Genomic DNA, 16,247 nt, shown 5'->3' on the forward strand with positions numbered 1-16,247 from the left:
GGAACTGTTGCTATGGAATGTCGAAATTGATAATCGCATTACAAATGCTAGGCTCTACAAATCCTCGTTAAAAACAAGGATTAGGACAGTCTATTTAGCCATCGTTGGTGTCTCCATCAACGAAACTACAAGCCCATTCCAAACCTCACCTCCCCGAAACCAGCAACACATTCAAATCTCCATTCTCCTTCATGTTGATGCTGGTGTTCTCCTTTTCAGTATAGCTTGTCTGTGTGATGGGAGATTCTTTTTCTATGTAAACGGCCTTTTCTTTATACACCACTCTGGTCAAGAATACCGTATCAGGCTTTTCATAAATAGTTAAAGTATCAATTCTGCCCGGAAGTTGTACAACCCTCTCTGGTGTTTGTATCACTGTTTCATTCTGTGCTCCCAGCCAATAGCATAGTCCACTACAAAGTAAAATGATCAAAGAAGCGGCGTAACCAGATACCTTGAAAGATCTGGAATGCTTCTCGCTCAAGTGTTGATGCAGGTTGGGGAGTGTATTTTCTCTGGGGCTTAATCTCCTGTTGGCATCTTCAGAACTCAGGACTTTCCTTATAGATTGATACTCTTCTTCACTTTCTATAAAATGGGAAACCAAAATGCGCTCAGATTCAGATAGATGTGAGTAATCTTTGGTTTTTAATAATTCTTCAAACTTCTCGTAGCTTACCATCTCTTCTATTTTAATAATCTCCTTCGTCAATTTCTTTAAACTGCTTGAGCTGTGAGGCCAGGTTTTTCTTAGCATGGAATAACCTTGATTTTACTGTGCCTTCCGAGCAACTCATAATCTCTGCTATGTCTTTGATAGGCATGTTTTCATAATATCTAAGTACAAATACGCTCTGATGATCTCCGCTGATATTGTTCATGGCATTTTTTAAAGCGTTCTCCAATTCATTCGGGTCAATCTGCTTTTCTGAGCTTACGATCATGGTATGAGAATCTATTTGATCGATAGAATCTAACTGTAGCTTTTCATGCTTTCGGTAATGGTTTTTACACATGTTATGGGCTATGGAATAGAGCCAGGTGCTAAACCGTCTGGAGGTATCGAATTGATAGGCTTTGTCAATAAGTTTTACAAATAGGTCATGAAGAGAGTCTTGCGCTAGTTCTTCATCTTTCCATAGCATCTTGAAAAAGTAGGAGAGCAGCTTTGTGCTATATCTATGATAGAGTTCTGACAACGCATCATGGTCCCCCTTTTGAAGAAGGACCATGAGCTGCTCGTCTGTTTTCTTTTTATAGTTTGTAAATAGTTTCAAAGTTTATTCTTCTATCACCTCCATAAAAACTCTAAATCCGATTGATGCACTAGGGCCATCATAATTTTTCACGCTCTTAATGCTAGACTTCTCCGGTATATCATCCCAACTACCACCGCAAGCCTTGCCTTTTTCAGATACCATTTCGGCTACATTTCCCACCACATCAAAAAGGCCCATGTCATTAGCGAAATATCTGGCCACTTTGGCTGCCATTTTAAAGCCATCTCCATGAATGCCGTTAGGACACGTTATCTCATCAGAAGTTTTGAAATTACCCAAATAACAGCCTTTGGAATTTATGGCTTCCTTCACGAACTCTACATCATAGATATACCAGGGATAGATGATATCGTGATCAGAAACCTTAAAAGTCTGCGGGTTTGATTTATTTCTCTTGCTATCCAGTGTTACTACCACATCATTCAGATTCCAGCTTTGAAAGCCTTTATATCCCAAGGCAGCAATTTGCCACTCATTTAAAGTCGGTAATCTAAACACCACCTTTTTGAATTTTTTAATGCTTTGTTGGTTGTATTGATCCGTAAGCCACTGGCAATATTCAACAGCTCCTTCATAGCTGATATCAATAACTGGATAATTTGTATAATATTCTTTCTTCTTAGACATTTTTGAAGGATCAATAACCTCATGGTAACTCTTCATCATAGCTAAACCACCACCTTCATATTGACTTAGATCATAATTACATTTTTTATAAAGGTTATCCATGTTGTGCTCTTGAAGGTAGCTGAGAAAGTCGTTATAAGACTTGTTGGTAACTTCGGAATACTGAGCATAAAGCTTTCCTCTAATTGGCTTAAACGTCTCCTCCAGGTCCTTGGTGTCTATCTCAATAGCAGCGTAAGGCTTGTGAGGCTCCGAAACGGTAAGGAAGTTCTTTACTACATCTGCTCTGCCGCTTTCTCTGGCAATCTTCTCGATGATGGCATCCAGTTGAGGAGATTCCAGATGTTGACTTTGGTAATACCGCTTAAGCAGCAAAGCAGGAACAAGATAATTAGGTGTGAGCTTTCTACCGCTGGCGGTCTGAGGCTCTCCGTTAAAATCAACAGAAACATAGTCAAGCAAAAATTTTTGTTCCAGGTTAGTCCTTATTTCTTCAACGTTATTGATCCTTTTCTCACTTCTTACTGATGCTAACCCTACCACATATAGCTGATTTTCTATTTCACTTAAATATTGGCGATCCAGGGTTAGTGAATAGAAGAAATTAAACTCCGGATTAACGTCAGGTAGTTTTTGTGTGAATTCCGATTCATTTAATCCGCTCAGGCCTTCAGTCTGTAATTGCCACCTGCTGCTTAAAGAATTTAAATAATTTTCATCCTTGCATAGGTTCAGGTCCACCACTTTTACATCGGTTCTTATGTCCATGGCATCTTGAAGAAGCCATAAAGGTATAGATGTATTGTCGCCATCCACTAAAAGGACGCCGTTGGGCTCTATAGACATGAGTACATTGTAGTTATAGGAGAGCAGGCTCTGGTAAATCCTTTGCTGGCTCATTACTTTCATGGCATAGGCTTTTCTTTGGTTTTCCAGTCCTAGCCGTTCTGCGTGGGCCATCATGAGTACTTGAGCCATGAAATTATTCTTTCTGAGCTCATTGGCTTTTTGAGTATGCACATACCCTTCATCAGTCTGTTCAAAATGGAAGGCCAGGATGAGTTCCTTTTCAAAGCTTTCAGCCATGGATTTAATCTGGCTGTAAAGGGTTTCTTCAGAGGCCTTGTTGGCATATCTGGTGGCCAGATAATAGTTAAGCCATGCCTTATTATTGCCCGGATGCTGATCTACTATGGCTTTCCATTCGGCAGCCTGTGAGCTGTACCATGATTGGTCCTTTCTTTCTGATAACCTGGAGGGCACTTCTTCTGCAGCGCCCAAGGCAAACCGGCTGAAGGCAGAAAGAAGTAGATATAATATAAACGATTTCTTCATTTTAAATTTCTTTTGAAAAGCGGCTGTCTCAATTTACCGCCGGCAGGTGATATCAAGACAGCCACTTAAAGTCGCGTTGTAGACTGTTTAACTTTCGGTACACAATGGCGTTAAAAGGTTCAATGAATCGTGGATAAAAATTTTTAAATTCCATTAAATTTAGAAAACAAGAACCCTTATTAATATGAAATTCGGTAAACCTACATCAAATAAAGAACTTGAAAGTATAGATCTAAGCCTGCCGCCGGACCATCCTGATACAGCGAAAAATCTGGGTAAAGGCAAGAATCCTGTTAAAGTATATGTTGGCTGTGCCAAATGGGGCAGGAAAGAATGGGTTGGTCTCATTTATCCTGAAAAGACTAAGGATAAAGATTTTCTTGATCACTATGTGAAGAATTTTAATGGTATTGAAATGAATACCACTTTCTACAGCATAAAAAAGGAAAATGTCGAGAACTGGGCTTCCAGAGCGCCGGAAGGGTTTAGTTTCAGTCCTAAGTTTTCAAGGAATATAAGTCACCTGAAGAGATTGAATGAAGATGCGAAAAGATTCACAGATTATTTCCTGGATGCCGCTCATGCTTTCGGTGATAAGCTGGGCCCCTCGTTTCTTCAGATGCCGGATAACTTCGCTCCCAAATACCTTGATAGACTGGCTGATTATATCAAAGATATTCCTGGTGATTTCCCTATGTTCGTAGAGCTTCGACATACTGATTGGTTCACTGATCCCACAGCATATGATGAGACTTTTAGCATGTTGGAAGAGTACGGAAGAGGTGCAGTAATTACAGATGTAGCTACTCGAAGAGATGTGGTGCATCAGCGTCTTACTAGTACCAAGGCCTTTGTAAGATTTAATGGCTACGACTTTCACCCCACAGATTTTACACGCCTGGATGAATGGGTGGAAAGAATCAAAACCTGGATAGATTCAGGTCTGGAGGAACTGTACTTTTATGCTCACCAGGAAGATGAAACTAACACTCCGAAGACTTGTGATTACATCATTGAAAAGTTAAATTATCAGTGTGGTCTTAATTTGCAACGTCCTAATTTTCAATGAGTAATGAACTTGTTATAACTTTTTGTTATAGTAGGTTTTGTTAAGCTGATGGCTAAAGATGTTACATATGTTCAGGTAGGAAAACATAAGTTGGAACTCTCCAATTTGCAGAAAGTTTTATACCCTGATGATCATATTGTGAAGGCTGAAGTGCTTCAGTATTATCTGAAAATTGCTCCTACCATTTTGTCTCATATCAAAGGAAGGCCCCTGTCATTGGTACGCTTTCCTGATGGTGTGGAGGGTGAAAGGTTCTTCCAGAAGAATAAGCCAGATTGGGCTCCTGATTGGATAGAATCGGTGAAGCTCGGTGGAGAGGTGAAAGATTATATGATGGCTAATGAAGAAGCTACCTTAGTGTGGCTTGCAAACCTTGCGTGTTTGGAGCTCCATCAGATGCACGCCAAAAGGCCACACCACGATAAACCTGACTACATTGTTTATGATTTAGATCCGCCAGAGCAGTATGATTTTGAAGAGCTGAAAAGCATTGCATTTAAACTGAAAGATCATATTGAATCATTTGGTTATCAGGTGTTTGTGAAAACCACCGGAGGTAAAGGTTTACATCTGGTAACACCTGTTTTGCCTCGCTGGACCTTCGAGGAATGCTTTAATGCAGCCAAGGCTATAGCACAGCCTTTTGTAGAGAAAAACGCTAACACCACCTTGCAGATTAAGAAAGACGCACGCAAGGGCCGGGTGCTCATTGATATCTATCGAAATAGAACTAGCCAAACTATTGTGGCGCCTTACAGTCTCCGTGGCTATGAGGGAGCGCCGGTTTCTATGCCGCTTACCTGGGAAGAGCTTGAGGACATAGAGAGTGCTCAGGATTTCAATATTGAAAATGCCTTAGATAAAATCTTGGAAGATGGAGATGCCTGGCAGGCATTGCCGGCTTATGCTGAAGAATTGCATACACACAGAAAGGAGAAAGCTAAGCCTAAGAAGTTGGGACCAAATGCCAGACATAAAACTCCCGAACAGCTGGAAGACTATTCAAAAAAGCGAAATTTTAAAAAGACCCCTGAGCCCCAGGGGTTGTATGAAGGTGGTGATGATACCGGATTTGTTATCCATCGGCACCACGCCTCGCATTTGCATTATGATTTAAGGTTGGAGCAGAACGGTGTATTAAGATCCTGGGCAGTGCCTAAAGGCATGCCCCCATATCCGGGGGTAAAACGGTTGGCGGTGGCTACGGAGGATCATCCTATGAAGTACATCACCTTCGAAGGAGAAATACCCAAGGGCCAATACGGAGGCGGTAATATGTGGATTTATGCCAATGGAAGGTATGAGATTACCAAAGAGAAGAAGGATGGCTTTTATTTCGCCTTGCATAGTCCGCAGATGAATGCCGAATACCGCATGCATAAGATGAAGGATAAGGAGTGGCTATTGGAGCGTGTGGACAATCCGCAGCTAGACTGGTTAAGGCATCCTGTGGAGCCTATGCTTGCCGATAGCGCGGAGAACGTGCCTTCGGGTGAAGAGTATATCTATGAGGTGAAATGGGACGGTATACGAGCTCTAATCGTCTTGGATGAGGGGGAGCTGAATATCTATAGTAGAAATCATAAATTGCTCAATAAGCAATTTCCTGAGCTAATGATACCTGCTGAGGCTTTTAGAGTCACTTCAGGTGTATTTGATGGCGAAATAGTGTGTTTTGACAGTGCAGGAAGGCCAAACTTCAAAAACGTAATTCACAGAATGCAAAGAACAGCGGACGGGGACATTCAAAGAAGCATGAAGAAATACCCCGCTTTTTGCTATTTATTCGATTGTCTGATGCTGGATGGGCGACCTCTGGTGAATGATCCATTACTCCGAAGAAGGGAATGGCTGGAGGACTCTGTGAGGAAGGGAGGCAGTTACCGAATCAGTGAAACTGTAGAGGAGGGTCAGGAGCTGTTCGAGGCCGCCAAGAAAATGCAGCTTGAGGGCATTATGGCTAAAGATGTGAACAGCAGATATATTCCAGGTAAAAGAAGTGCGGGCTGGATAAAAGTGAAAGTGAGGCAATCTGCTGAAGCGCTCATTATCGGGTACACAGAAGGCAGGGGAGATAGAGAGGAATTATTCGGTGCCTTGCAATTGGCTGAGAGGGTAGATGGTGAATTGGTCTACCGTGGTAAAGTAGGAACCGGCTTTAACAGTAAGTCGATGAAGGAGCTATATGATGTGCTGAAAAAGAAGAAAAAAATAAAGAGACCTGTGGAAGAAAAGCCACTGGATGATGCAAAAACTACATGGATCGAGCCTGAATTATACGCGGAGATACAATATTCTATGCTTACACATAACGGAACCTACCGCGAGCCGGTATATTTGCGACTAAGACCCGATTTGGTATAATATTTTTTTATATAAAATTGATTATTAGAAAGTTAGAGTATTATATTTATAGTATAGCTTAATGATAATATACTGCTTTAACTATATCTGATATTTTTTTGTTAAATTTATTATATCACCATAACTAGATCATCATGAGAGCAATTTGGAAAGGTCATATCCGGTTTTCATTAGTTACCATCCCCATCCGTATTTATACCGCTATAGATTCAGGCAGAACCATCCGGTTCAATCAACTTTCTAAGGAGAATAAGAATCCTGTAACGTATGAGAAAAAGGATAAGGTTACGGGTGATGTGCTCAAGGCTGATGACATAATAAAAGGGTATCAGTATGAGCCCGGTCAATATGTGATTATTAACAATGAAGATTTCGAGAAGATCAAATTGAAGAGCACCAAGGTGATAGAGATAGAAGGCTTTGTAGATGAGAATGAGATACACCCTGCTTTATACGACTCACCATATTTCATTGGTCCCGATGGTGATATCGCTTCTAAGACCTATTCACTGCTTATGCAAACACTAAAGCAAACAGGTAAGATAGGTGTGGGAAGAGTGGTGCTTCGCGAGCGAGAAAGCCTGGTGTTGCTCACCCCGCATGAAGAAAATGGCATGATGCTTTACAAGTTGAGGAATCCTGATGAGCTAAGAAGTGTTAATGAAGTGCCAGGTCTAAGCAAAGTGGATGAGGCAGATAAGGAGCAGCTCAAACTGGCTAAAACTTTGGTAGACTCCATGAGCAAGTCTTTTGAGAAAATTGATACCACAGATCATTATTACGATGCCTTGAAAGAAATGATAGAAGCGAAGATCGATGGTAAAGAAGTGGTAAGCTACACCGAGCAGGAGCCAGAAGTAAAAGATATTATGACTGCTTTGAAAGAAAGTATAGATCAGGCTAAGGCAGAGAAAAAGCCAATGAAAAAGGCTACAGGAAAGACCAAGAAAACAGCAGAGAAAAAGACCAAGAGCAAAAAGGCAAGTTAATATACTTTAAAACCGAACTGAAGAAGGCATTAGAGGAATATGGCAAGAATCATCAAGTTTCCCGCAAGCGGAAATTCAAAATTTGGTTACAAAAAGGTAAGAAAAAGGAAGTCTGTTGATCTTGAAGATTACGGACAACTGAACCTTTTTACAGTGGCTCCCAGCGAAGCTAAAGTAGTTAGCCTCAGTAGCCATGGTAGCCTTTTTGATCAGGCGCTATACTTTGATGAAAACAATGATCCTCGCGCAGTAGAATTTTATTGGAAGGCCATCAAAAGTGGTGAAGGAATAGTAGACTCTTATTGCAATTTAGGTATTATAGAATCTGAAAAGAAGAACTATGCAAATGCTATTGATTGCTTTACGCAATGTCTGAAGCATGATCCACGCCACTGTGAGGCCCACTATAACCTGGCTAATATATATTCAGAGTTAGGTGATCTTGATTTGGCGAAGGTGCATTATCAAATGGCCATTAAAATAGATGCCGACTTTGAAAGCGCATATTACAATCTTGGATTGGTCATGGCTATGAAAAGTGAATACAAAGAAGCGCTTGAAATACTACAACAATATCGTCTGTTCCTTGAAGATGATGACAAAGGCAATGTAGATAAGCTCATCGACAGCCTGCAGAAAACAATGAAAAGTAAGACCCAATAAATAGTGTTATGGATAACTCAGCTGAATTAATATTGAAAAGCCACTTTACCCAACTTAAAGATGAAGTGAATAATGCTTTAAGTCTGCAAAGGAAAGATTCTGATGATCAATTAATTACGTTAATGAAAGAGGTCTTTCATTATTTAAAAAAGTTGGAATATAGCGGTAAAATGGATGCCGAGGGAATGAAGGTGTATGAAAGCCTTGCTACTTATTTAGACTCACTAAATCAAGATAATCTAGTAGTGCCAGAAAAACTGCCGATGGCTAAAGCGCGTCAGCGAAAGGCAGACCACAGAGCTAATAAAAAAACTGGCTCCTAATTAGAACCAGCCTTCTCTTTCCATCAAACTTGTTATGTGCGCCAGATGATGGTCTCCATGCCAGGCATACATTTGGGCCGCTATTCTCAAGGGCACTCTCTTATTGCCATCAGGATGTATGTAAGCTTTATTCAAGCTATCCTCATTTAATCCTTTTAAAAGATATGCCCATTTAGCATGTAGCGCATCAATGAAAGATAGCGACATGGATACCGGTGCTTCTTTCGTATCAAAAATTTCAGCCCACTTCTGCTCATCATAGGCCTTGATGAGAGGTTCATCTTCGGTTAAGGTCCATTTGAATCTTATATATGCATTCGCATGGCTATCTCCTATATGGTGCACCACCTGTCTCACAGTCCAGCCATCAGGTCTGTATGGTGTGTCAAGCTGGGTTTCTGATAGTGATTCTACTACATTCTTTAGTCGTTCTGGCAAGGTTGAAATGCGATCGAAAAATTCGGTAAGATCACTGTCATCTGTTGGCTTAAAGTGGCCAATAGGATATTTAAGTTGTTCCAGGTTCATAGCTTTAAATTTCATTTACAAACGGCTCCAGATTTTCTATTGTTACGTGTTCCATGATTACTATTTTAAACCACTTTGGTGCAGCATGGTTATCGGGTACTAGGCCATATTTCTTAGCAATCTCCTCTTTAATGTCATTCGCATCTATGGTTACAATGTTCGAGGCATTCTCTCTGTAATATTTTATCTTTTTGGCATCTAATTGCGCACAAAGCCAGTCAGCTCGATTCAGAAGTATCAAGATTTTTTCTCTCCAGCCATAGGGGCCGTAGGTCATAAGGATCATCCATACAGCTATAGCATTGGCGCCGCTTCGGCTACCTATTAAAGTAAAATCTTCACCCTCTACATAGCTTGCTTCTTTGGTGTTAGCATATTTAATAAGCCCTTTTCTGATCAGGAAGATACCCGTTCCGTAAGGTGCTTGTAGCATCTTATGAGCATCTAGCGTTACAGAGCTCACTTCCGGGTTAGAAAAATCCAATGGGTTGTTGTCATCAGCAAAAGGGTAGAAGAAGCCACCATAAGCACCATCAATATGAATCTTATATTGGCATTTGTATTTCTTCAATATGTTAGTGTAAGTTGATACCTGGTCTACGGATCCAAACATGGTTGTCATCATATTGGCAACCACAATGAAGTATTTACGGCCTTCTTTTAGCTGTTTTTCAATTATTTCAGTCAGGCTCTTGTCTGTTGGTTTTCTTTTCTCATCTACACTAATGTACTCAGTATGAAGAGAAAGTACATTACCAGCTTTACTCATTGAATAATGGCTGTCCTCGGAGCATAGTATGCATATTTCTTCATTGGTACATTGAAACTCCTGCTTGAAAAAGTTTCTATAAACCCAGACGGCCTGCATGTTGGCTTCAGTTCCACCTGAAGCTACATATCCGTCAAATCCATTTTCCTCGCCTCGCAATATTTCTTCTGAGCATACCTTAATCAGTTCTTGCTCAATTTCCTGGGTTCCCTGAAAGAAGCTCTCTGATTTGCCTAACGTATGGCACCCAATGTGATTAGGATTGTGAATCAGGGTCGATAAATAAGGTGCATTACTTAAAAATGGAGCATCCTGATAGTATACCTTATTGTCCAGGTGAGAGGCAGGAATGCCTAATATGTTGGATTCATAATAATTGACGTTGCTATTTAAAGCATTAAAAACTCTATTCTTAATCTCCTCAGGAGATAACTTTTTCCAGATCTTCATGTTATTGATAATTTGATGCGTGAACCTCGTGCGGTTCTAAGAGGGGCATTTCTTTAAGAATGCTCGAATATAGGAAAAGTTATTAATTTGTTGTTTCGAAAAATATGTTAGATTTGTGAGATAATGAATTAAGAATTATGCTCTTATCAAGAAAGGCTGAGGGAAATGGCCCTGCGAAGCCTTAGCAACCGACCAATTAGGATCAGGTGCTAAATCCATCTCCGCAAAACGGAGGAAGATAAGTTAGGAATTGGCTTTATTACACAAAAGATAAAATAAAAAGCTCTTCTGACTTACCAGAAGGGCTTTTTTTGTTTTATGACATTTATACATGAGCAAACAACACATACCATACCTACGGCTTAGTGGCCTTGAACCATTAGTAATTACACCCGAATCTAACTTTGTTAATGTAGGGGAGAGAACTAACGTTACCGGTTCCAGGAAGTTTCTCCGTTTAATTCAGGAAGAAAATTTTGAAGAGGCATTGTCCATAGCAAGAGATCAGGTAGAGGGTGGGGCCCAAATACTTGATGTAAACATGGATGAAGGTATGCTCGATGGTGAAGAAGCCATGGTGAAGTTCCTTAACCTGATTGCTTCGGAGCCCGAAATCTCCCGAATTCCTATAATGATTGACTCTTCTAAATGGCCAATTATAGAAGCAGGTTTGCAGTGTATTCAGGGAAAAGGAGTGGTGAACTCAATCAGCTTGAAGAATGGTGAAGAAGAATTCCTGGCACAGGCCAAAAAAATCAAAATGTACGGCGCCGCAGTGGTGGTAATGGCATTTGATGAAGATGGACAGGCTGATAACTATGAAAGAAGAATTGCTATCTGTGAACGTTCGTATCGTACTCTGGTAGATAAGATCGATTTCCCACCACAAGATATCATATTTGATCCCAATATATTTCCTGTAGCTACAGGTATGGAAGAGCATAGAAAAAACGCTCTTGACTTCTTTAACGCTACCAAATGGATTAGAACTAATCTTCCCGGAGCTAATGTAAGTGGTGGGGTAAGTAATGTGTCCTTCTCATTTAGAGGAAATGATACGGTTAGAGAAGCCATGCATTCGGCCTTTTTATATCATGCCATTAAAAATGGTATGAACATGGGGATCGTAAACCCTACGATGTTAGAGGTTTATGATGAAATACCTAAAGACCTCTTAGAGCATGTGGAAGATGTGCTGTTAGATAGAAGAGATGATGCTACAGAGCGACTTTTAGACTTTGCTGAGAAAGTAAAAGGAACCTCCAAGACACGTGTTAAGGATGATGCCTGGAGAAAGGGAACTGTGGAAGAGAGACTTGCACATGCTTTGGTGAAAGGTATTGTAGATCATATTGATGAAGATACTGAAGAAGCAAGACAGAAATTAGGGCAGCCACTTTTAGTTATAGAAGGTCCTCTCATGGACGGAATGAATATAGTGGGTGATCTGTTTGGTTCAGGTAAAATGTTTCTTCCTCAGGTGGTGAAAAGCGCCAGGGTAATGAAGAAGGCAGTAGCCTATCTGGAGCCTTACATGGAAGAGGAGAAGAGAAGGAATAAATCTACTGAAACAGCGGCTAAAATCTTGCTGGCTACGGTGAAAGGAGATGTTCATGATATTGGTAAAAATATAGTAGGAGTGGTGCTAGCCTGTAATAACTATGAGATCATTGATCTTGGAGTTATGGTGCCAACAGATAAAATTCTTACAGAGGCTAAAAAGCATAATGTGGCAGCGATTGGTCTTAGCGGGCTCATCACCCCATCGCTTGATGAAATGGTGGGAGTAGCTGAAGAAATGGAAAGGCAAAATTTCAAATTGCCGCTACTTATTGGTGGTGCTACAACCAGTAGAATCCATACCGCCGTAAAAATTGATCCTAAATATAGCGGTGCGGTGGTGCATGTGCTTGACGCTTCCCGTAGTGTACCTGTAGTAGGGGAGCTGATCAGTAAAAATACAAAGGAGGCATTCCATACCAGGATTAAAGACGAGTATCAAGATTTAAGAGAAAGCCATTCTTCCAGAAAGGTAGAAAAGAATTACATCAGTCTGGAGCAGGCTAGAGCCAATAAAGTTCAGATCCAGTGGGACGGTTATAGTGCCCCTAAACCTAAGCAATTAGGAGTAAAGGTCTTTGAAAACTATCCTCTTGCAGAAATTAGAGAGTTTATAGACTGGACGCCGTTCTTCAGCACCTGGATGTTGAAGGGGAAGTTTCCTAAGATATTGGAAGACAAAGTGATCGGGGAAGAGGCTAAAAAACTATATGCTGATGCTAATAAGATGCTTGATGAAATCATTGAAAATGAGCAGCTTACTGCTAATGGTGTTATCGGTTTGTTTGAAGCGAACGCATTTGAAGATGATATTGAGATCACTCTGCAAAATGGAAAAAAGGAGCGTTTCCACTTCTTAAGACAGCAGGGCAAGAAGGGTAAGAATATCCCTAACCTGGCCTTGTCAGACTATGTAGCTCCAGCGACCTCGGGAGTACAAGATTACCTCGGAGGTTTCGCTGTAACAGCAGGTGTTGGTATAGAAAAGCTGGTTGATGCCTACAAGGCTCAGCATGATGATTATAATGAAATAATGGTAAAGGCCCTTGCCGATAGATTAGCTGAGGCTTTTGCTGAATTAATGCACTATAAAATTAGAACTGATCTATGGGGCTATGCTCCTGAAGAACCGTTCTCAAACGAACAGTTGATTAGAGAAAAATATCAGGGCATAAGACCAGCTCCTGGTTATCCTGCATGTCCGGATCATACAGAAAAGCCACTTCTTTTTGAAGTACTGGAGGCTGAGAAGCACACTGGCATTTTCTTGACAGATTCTAACGCTATGTATCCTGCTTCGTCAGTCAGTGGCTTTTATTTCTCTCATCCTGAATCCAGGTATTTCGGACTCGGGAAAATAGAGAAGGATCAGGTAGAAGATTACGCTGTTAGAAAGAATATGACAGTAGAGGCGGTTGAAAAATGGCTTGGACCTAACCTATCTTATTAAATTTTAAAACTTTGAATATCACAATCTGATATATAAAACCTATTCACCATGAAAATTACCGAGCATATTGCTAATGCTAAAAAAACCCTATTCTCATTCGAGATCCTACCACCATTAAAGGGTGAAAATATTCACAATCTCTACAAACACATTGATCCATTAATGGAATTTAATCCACCTTTCATTGATGTAACTTACCATAGAGAAGAGTTTGTGTACAAGAAAAGAGAAAATGGGTTATTAGAGAAAAAATCGATTAGAAAGCGTCCGGGAACTGTTGGTATTTGTGCGGCTATCAAAAATAAGTACAACGTAGATACAGTGCCTCACATCATTTGTGGTGGTTTTACAAAGGAGGAAACCGAGAATGCACTTATTGATTTGGACTTCCTCGGTATTGATAATGTTTTGCTTTTGCAGGGAGATGCCATTAAAACGGAATCTGTTTTCGTGCCAGAAGAAGGTGGTCATAAATATGCCTCTGACCTTATAGAGCAGGTGGTTAAAATGAACAATGGTCAATATCAGGATGATGATTTGCTTAATGCTAATCATACCGATTTCTGTATAGGAGTAGCAGGTTATCCTGAAAAGCACTTTGCAGCCCCTAACCTAAAAGTTGATCTTAAATACCTGAAAATGAAGGTAGATATGGGTGCTGAATATATTGTAACTCAAATGTTCTTTGATAATCAGAAGTTCTTCTCATTCGTGAAGCAATGCCGTGAGGCCGGAATTAATGTACCCATCATTCCAGGATTGAAGCCTCTTACTACTAAAAGGCAGATGAATATTCTACCAAGAATATTCTATATTGACCTTCCAGAAGATCTTGCTGATGCCGTTGAAAAGTGTAAGACCAATGATGAAGTTAAGCAAGTAGGTATAGAATGGACCATTCAACAATCTAAAGAGCTGGTTGAGTTCGGTGTTCCTGTACTGCACTACTATTCTATGGGTAAGTCTAATTCCGTTTATAATATTGGGAAGGAGCTATTTTAACCTCCTGGTTAAAAGTCATAAATAAGAAAAGCTCATGTGAATACATGAGCTTTTCTTATTTATATGCCATAATGGCTTTCATCAAGACATTTTGTCTATTTTGATAGCTTGGTATAACTCTTGTTGTTCAAACATCAAACAACGGAGGATAACATGAAGTATGATCACGATATTAAATGGGTGAGGAAAGTATTACAAAGTGCCGACATCATGAATACTTTCAATGGTGGAACAGCCTCGCCCCAGACTCACGTGAAGAAGCTAAAAGATAGTAAAATTATATATGCCCGTGTTCCAGGTGTATCACCAGAAGAGTTAAGAGTTGAGGTGATCAATGGAAATCTGATTGTCTATCATAATGTCAATTTTGATACATTAAATAGTGATGTGGAAGTGCCTCACGTAGTCACCACCACTACACTAGATGCAAATATTGATAGGATGGGAATTCAAGCAGATTATCAGAATGGGATATTAAAAATAACCTTGCCTTATAACAATATGGAAGGTGATTTTCATAAAGATATAAAGATAGATATTGATAGGTAGAGGAAAATTGTGATAGTAAAAAGGCCTGTATATTAATTATACAGGCCTTTTTTTATGCTTGATTTCGAATTTTTCTATTCAATAATATCTCTCAATTCTTCTTCACTTAGTTTAAACGTACATAGTCTATTAAACCTGCCCGTGATATAAGTGTTTCCTAATATAATTAATCCATTATCTTCGGTGGTGGAGAAGTTGGCTATTTCATATGAATTGCCAAACCCTAAGTACTTAGTTCCGACAAGCGTTTTACCTTCAAAAGCTAGAAGAATGATTTGGCCTGTTTTAGTATTGCTGGCAAAAATGGTAATATCTCTACTGCCTATACTTACTTCTTTTATAATGACAGTAGCATCTTGAACTAACTCTGGGAAGATATTTCCTCCTATGTTTACTGATGATGTTGCCAGTAGTGGTTCAGCATCGTAATTGGCATATAAATAGTTATCTCCATAATTAAATCTGGATATAGCAAAATTATTACCGTCCAAATTCAGTGCAGCACTTATGCCAGCCACTCTATGTTGTCCATTAATTTGGCCTATCACAGAGTTATCCCCGTCCAAGTTTGTAAAGATGAATGATAAGGTGAAATTATAAAAACCGTTAAAGTAATAGGTTTGATCATTCATTTTTCCTATCAAATAGGGTTGCTTTTTGCCTGTGCGAAAGAAACTCTCATTGATTGTACGGAACGGTTCTCCAATATCTTGGGCGTTTGGACCAAGTGAGAACTTTGATGATTTAAGAATTGATCCATTGATATCTGATTCTGTAAATACTGTATTCAAGTTTTTGTTGTCGAAACTCAGTAAGAGGATTTTACCATCATCCGTTTTTGTAGCGCAAAAGGGATAATTTCTGACGCTAGAAAGAGTTATGGGATCTGCTAGTGTTCCAGTATTGTCAATCATAAAAATGACAACTCTAGCCGCCTCCGCACGCGTGGTCATGGCAATAAAATAAAAATTACCATCAATTTCCATTAAATCACCAACAGGGTGTGAAAAACCATCTAAGTCTTGTTGCTTTTCAAAATCGCCATTTGCGTCTAATTTTATCACTCTCACACCAGTAAGTGGTTCTAACTCCGCTTTCCGAGTGGCTGACAATACTAGATAACCACCATCAGAGGTTTGTTTAATATCAATCGGTATATAGGATGATTCATATGTGTTATCATCGTAAATTTTCAAAAACGATGTAGTTGGGTCTGTCTCGTTATCTCCAATATCACAACTGGTGGCTAAACCAATGATGCATATGAATAGTAGATATATCTTTTTCAT

General features: G+C 39.9%; 14 protein-coding genes and 1 riboswitch. Of the genes, 8 read left to right on the forward strand and 6 right to left on the reverse strand.

From position 1 onward, the window contains the following. Positions 1-145: 145 nt before the first annotated feature. Genes LVD16_RS15675 through LVD16_RS15685 form a run of 3 tightly spaced genes read right to left on the reverse strand, consistent with a single transcriptional unit; the run spans position 146 to position 3,242 of the window. A complete protein-coding gene (locus LVD16_RS15675; RefSeq protein WP_233774632.1) occupies positions 146-712 on the reverse strand; it encodes a hypothetical protein in 567 nt (188 codons plus the stop codon). Continuing rightward, positions 693-1,277 (reverse strand): RNA polymerase sigma factor, encoded by a 585-nt coding sequence (locus LVD16_RS15680; RefSeq protein ID WP_233769217.1) that lies wholly within the window; start codon positions 1,275-1,277, stop codon positions 693-695. Before LVD16_RS15680 ends, LVD16_RS15675 begins: the two co-directional genes overlap by 20 nt. Before the next feature lie 3 nt (positions 1,278-1,280). Further along, positions 1,281-3,242, reverse strand: coding sequence for a formylglycine-generating enzyme family protein (locus tag LVD16_RS15685; protein ID WP_233769218.1), 1,962 nt, complete (start codon positions 3,240-3,242; stop codon positions 1,281-1,283). Between the two features lie 184 nt (positions 3,243-3,426). Between LVD16_RS15685 and LVD16_RS15690 the strand changes: the two genes are divergently transcribed. From LVD16_RS15690 to LVD16_RS15710, 5 genes are all read left to right on the forward strand, one after another. Next, positions 3,427-4,311 carry a DUF72 domain-containing protein gene (locus LVD16_RS15690; RefSeq protein WP_233769219.1) on the forward strand — a complete coding sequence of 295 codons (885 nt, stop codon included), beginning with the start codon at positions 3,427-3,429 and terminating at the stop codon, positions 4,309-4,311. Between the two features lie 48 nt (positions 4,312-4,359). Beyond that, entirely contained in the window at positions 4,360-6,675 is a 2,316-nt protein-coding gene (gene ligD, locus LVD16_RS15695; protein ID WP_233769220.1) for a non-homologous end-joining DNA ligase, read from the forward strand. A gap of 134 nt (positions 6,676-6,809) precedes the next feature. Next, a complete protein-coding gene (gene ku / locus LVD16_RS15700; protein WP_233769221.1) occupies positions 6,810-7,664 on the forward strand; it encodes a non-homologous end joining protein Ku in 855 nt (284 codons plus the stop codon). 39 nt (positions 7,665-7,703) lie between these two features. Continuing rightward, on the forward strand, positions 7,704-8,327 hold the full coding sequence (locus tag LVD16_RS15705) for a tetratricopeptide repeat protein (protein ID WP_233769222.1): 624 nt from the start codon (positions 7,704-7,706) through the stop codon (positions 8,325-8,327). Between the two features lie 8 nt (positions 8,328-8,335). Further along, complete coding sequence (locus LVD16_RS15710) at positions 8,336-8,650, forward strand: hypothetical protein (RefSeq protein ID WP_233769223.1); 315 nt, start codon at positions 8,336-8,338, stop codon at positions 8,648-8,650. On the opposite strand, the gene LVD16_RS15715 is transcribed toward LVD16_RS15710, so the two are convergent. After that, a complete protein-coding gene (locus tag LVD16_RS15715; RefSeq protein WP_233769224.1) occupies positions 8,651-9,193 on the reverse strand; it encodes a YfiT family bacillithiol transferase in 543 nt (180 codons plus the stop codon). Next, positions 9,183-10,397 carry a pyridoxal phosphate-dependent decarboxylase family protein gene (locus LVD16_RS15720; RefSeq protein ID WP_233769225.1) on the reverse strand — a complete coding sequence of 405 codons (1,215 nt, stop codon included), beginning with the start codon at positions 10,395-10,397 and terminating at the stop codon, positions 9,183-9,185. Before LVD16_RS15720 ends, LVD16_RS15715 begins: the two co-directional genes overlap by 11 nt. Before the next feature lie 140 nt (positions 10,398-10,537). Then, a riboswitch (SAM riboswitch) is annotated at positions 10,538-10,642 on the forward strand. Between the two features lie 86 nt (positions 10,643-10,728). Between LVD16_RS15720 and metH the strand changes: the two genes are divergently transcribed. The 3 genes from metH to LVD16_RS15735 all read left to right on the forward strand — a co-directional run bounded on the left by metH (position 10,729) and on the right by LVD16_RS15735 (position 14,958). Further along, positions 10,729-13,407, forward strand: coding sequence for a methionine synthase (gene metH / locus LVD16_RS15725; RefSeq protein ID WP_233769226.1), 2,679 nt, complete (start codon positions 10,729-10,731; stop codon positions 13,405-13,407). Between the two features lie 48 nt (positions 13,408-13,455). Continuing rightward, positions 13,456-14,409, forward strand: coding sequence for a methylenetetrahydrofolate reductase [NAD(P)H] (gene metF / locus LVD16_RS15730; protein WP_233769227.1), 954 nt, complete (start codon positions 13,456-13,458; stop codon positions 14,407-14,409). A gap of 153 nt (positions 14,410-14,562) precedes the next feature. Next, positions 14,563-14,958: an Hsp20/alpha crystallin family protein gene (locus LVD16_RS15735; protein ID WP_233769228.1), complete on the forward strand. Its 396-nt coding sequence runs from the start codon at positions 14,563-14,565 to the stop codon at positions 14,956-14,958. Between the two features lie 74 nt (positions 14,959-15,032). Here LVD16_RS15735 and LVD16_RS15740 read toward each other — a convergent pair whose 3' ends face one another. Further along, the gene (locus LVD16_RS15740; RefSeq protein ID WP_233769229.1) at positions 15,033-16,247 is read right to left on the reverse strand and encodes a hypothetical protein; all 1,215 of its coding nucleotides are present in this window, start codon (positions 16,245-16,247) and stop codon (positions 15,033-15,035) included.

The organism is Fulvivirga ligni, assembly GCF_021389935.1.
GTDB classification, from domain to species: domain Bacteria; phylum Bacteroidota; class Bacteroidia; order Cytophagales; family Cyclobacteriaceae; genus Fulvivirga; species Fulvivirga ligni.

Coding starts and splice junctions, on each gene's coding strand:
- LVD16_RS15705 (WP_233769222.1), top strand. CDS start 7,704: ATGGCAAGAATCATCAAGTTTCCCGCAAGCGGAAATTCAAAATTTGGT.
- metH (WP_233769226.1), top strand. CDS start 10,729: ATGAGCAAACAACACATACCATACCTACGGCTTAGTGGCCTTGAACCA.
- metF (WP_233769227.1), top strand. CDS start 13,456: ATGAAAATTACCGAGCATATTGCTAATGCTAAAAAAACCCTATTCTCA.
- LVD16_RS15710 (WP_233769223.1), top strand. CDS start 8,336: ATGGATAACTCAGCTGAATTAATATTGAAAAGCCACTTTACCCAACTT.
- ligD (WP_233769220.1), top strand. CDS start 4,360: ATGGCTAAAGATGTTACATATGTTCAGGTAGGAAAACATAAGTTGGAA.
- LVD16_RS15740 (WP_233769229.1), bottom strand. CDS start 16,247: ATGAAAAAGATATATCTACTATTCATATGCATCATTGGTTTAGCCACC.
- LVD16_RS15715 (WP_233769224.1), bottom strand. CDS start 9,193: ATGAAATTTAAAGCTATGAACCTGGAACAACTTAAATATCCTATTGGC.
- LVD16_RS15735 (WP_233769228.1), top strand. CDS start 14,563: ATGAAGTATGATCACGATATTAAATGGGTGAGGAAAGTATTACAAAGT.
- LVD16_RS15685 (WP_233769218.1), bottom strand. CDS start 3,242: ATGAAGAAATCGTTTATATTATATCTACTTCTTTCTGCCTTCAGCCGG.
- ku (WP_233769221.1), top strand. CDS start 6,810: ATGAGAGCAATTTGGAAAGGTCATATCCGGTTTTCATTAGTTACCATC.
- LVD16_RS15690 (WP_233769219.1), top strand. CDS start 3,427: ATGAAATTCGGTAAACCTACATCAAATAAAGAACTTGAAAGTATAGAT.
- LVD16_RS15720 (WP_233769225.1), bottom strand. CDS start 10,397: ATGAAGATCTGGAAAAAGTTATCTCCTGAGGAGATTAAGAATAGAGTT.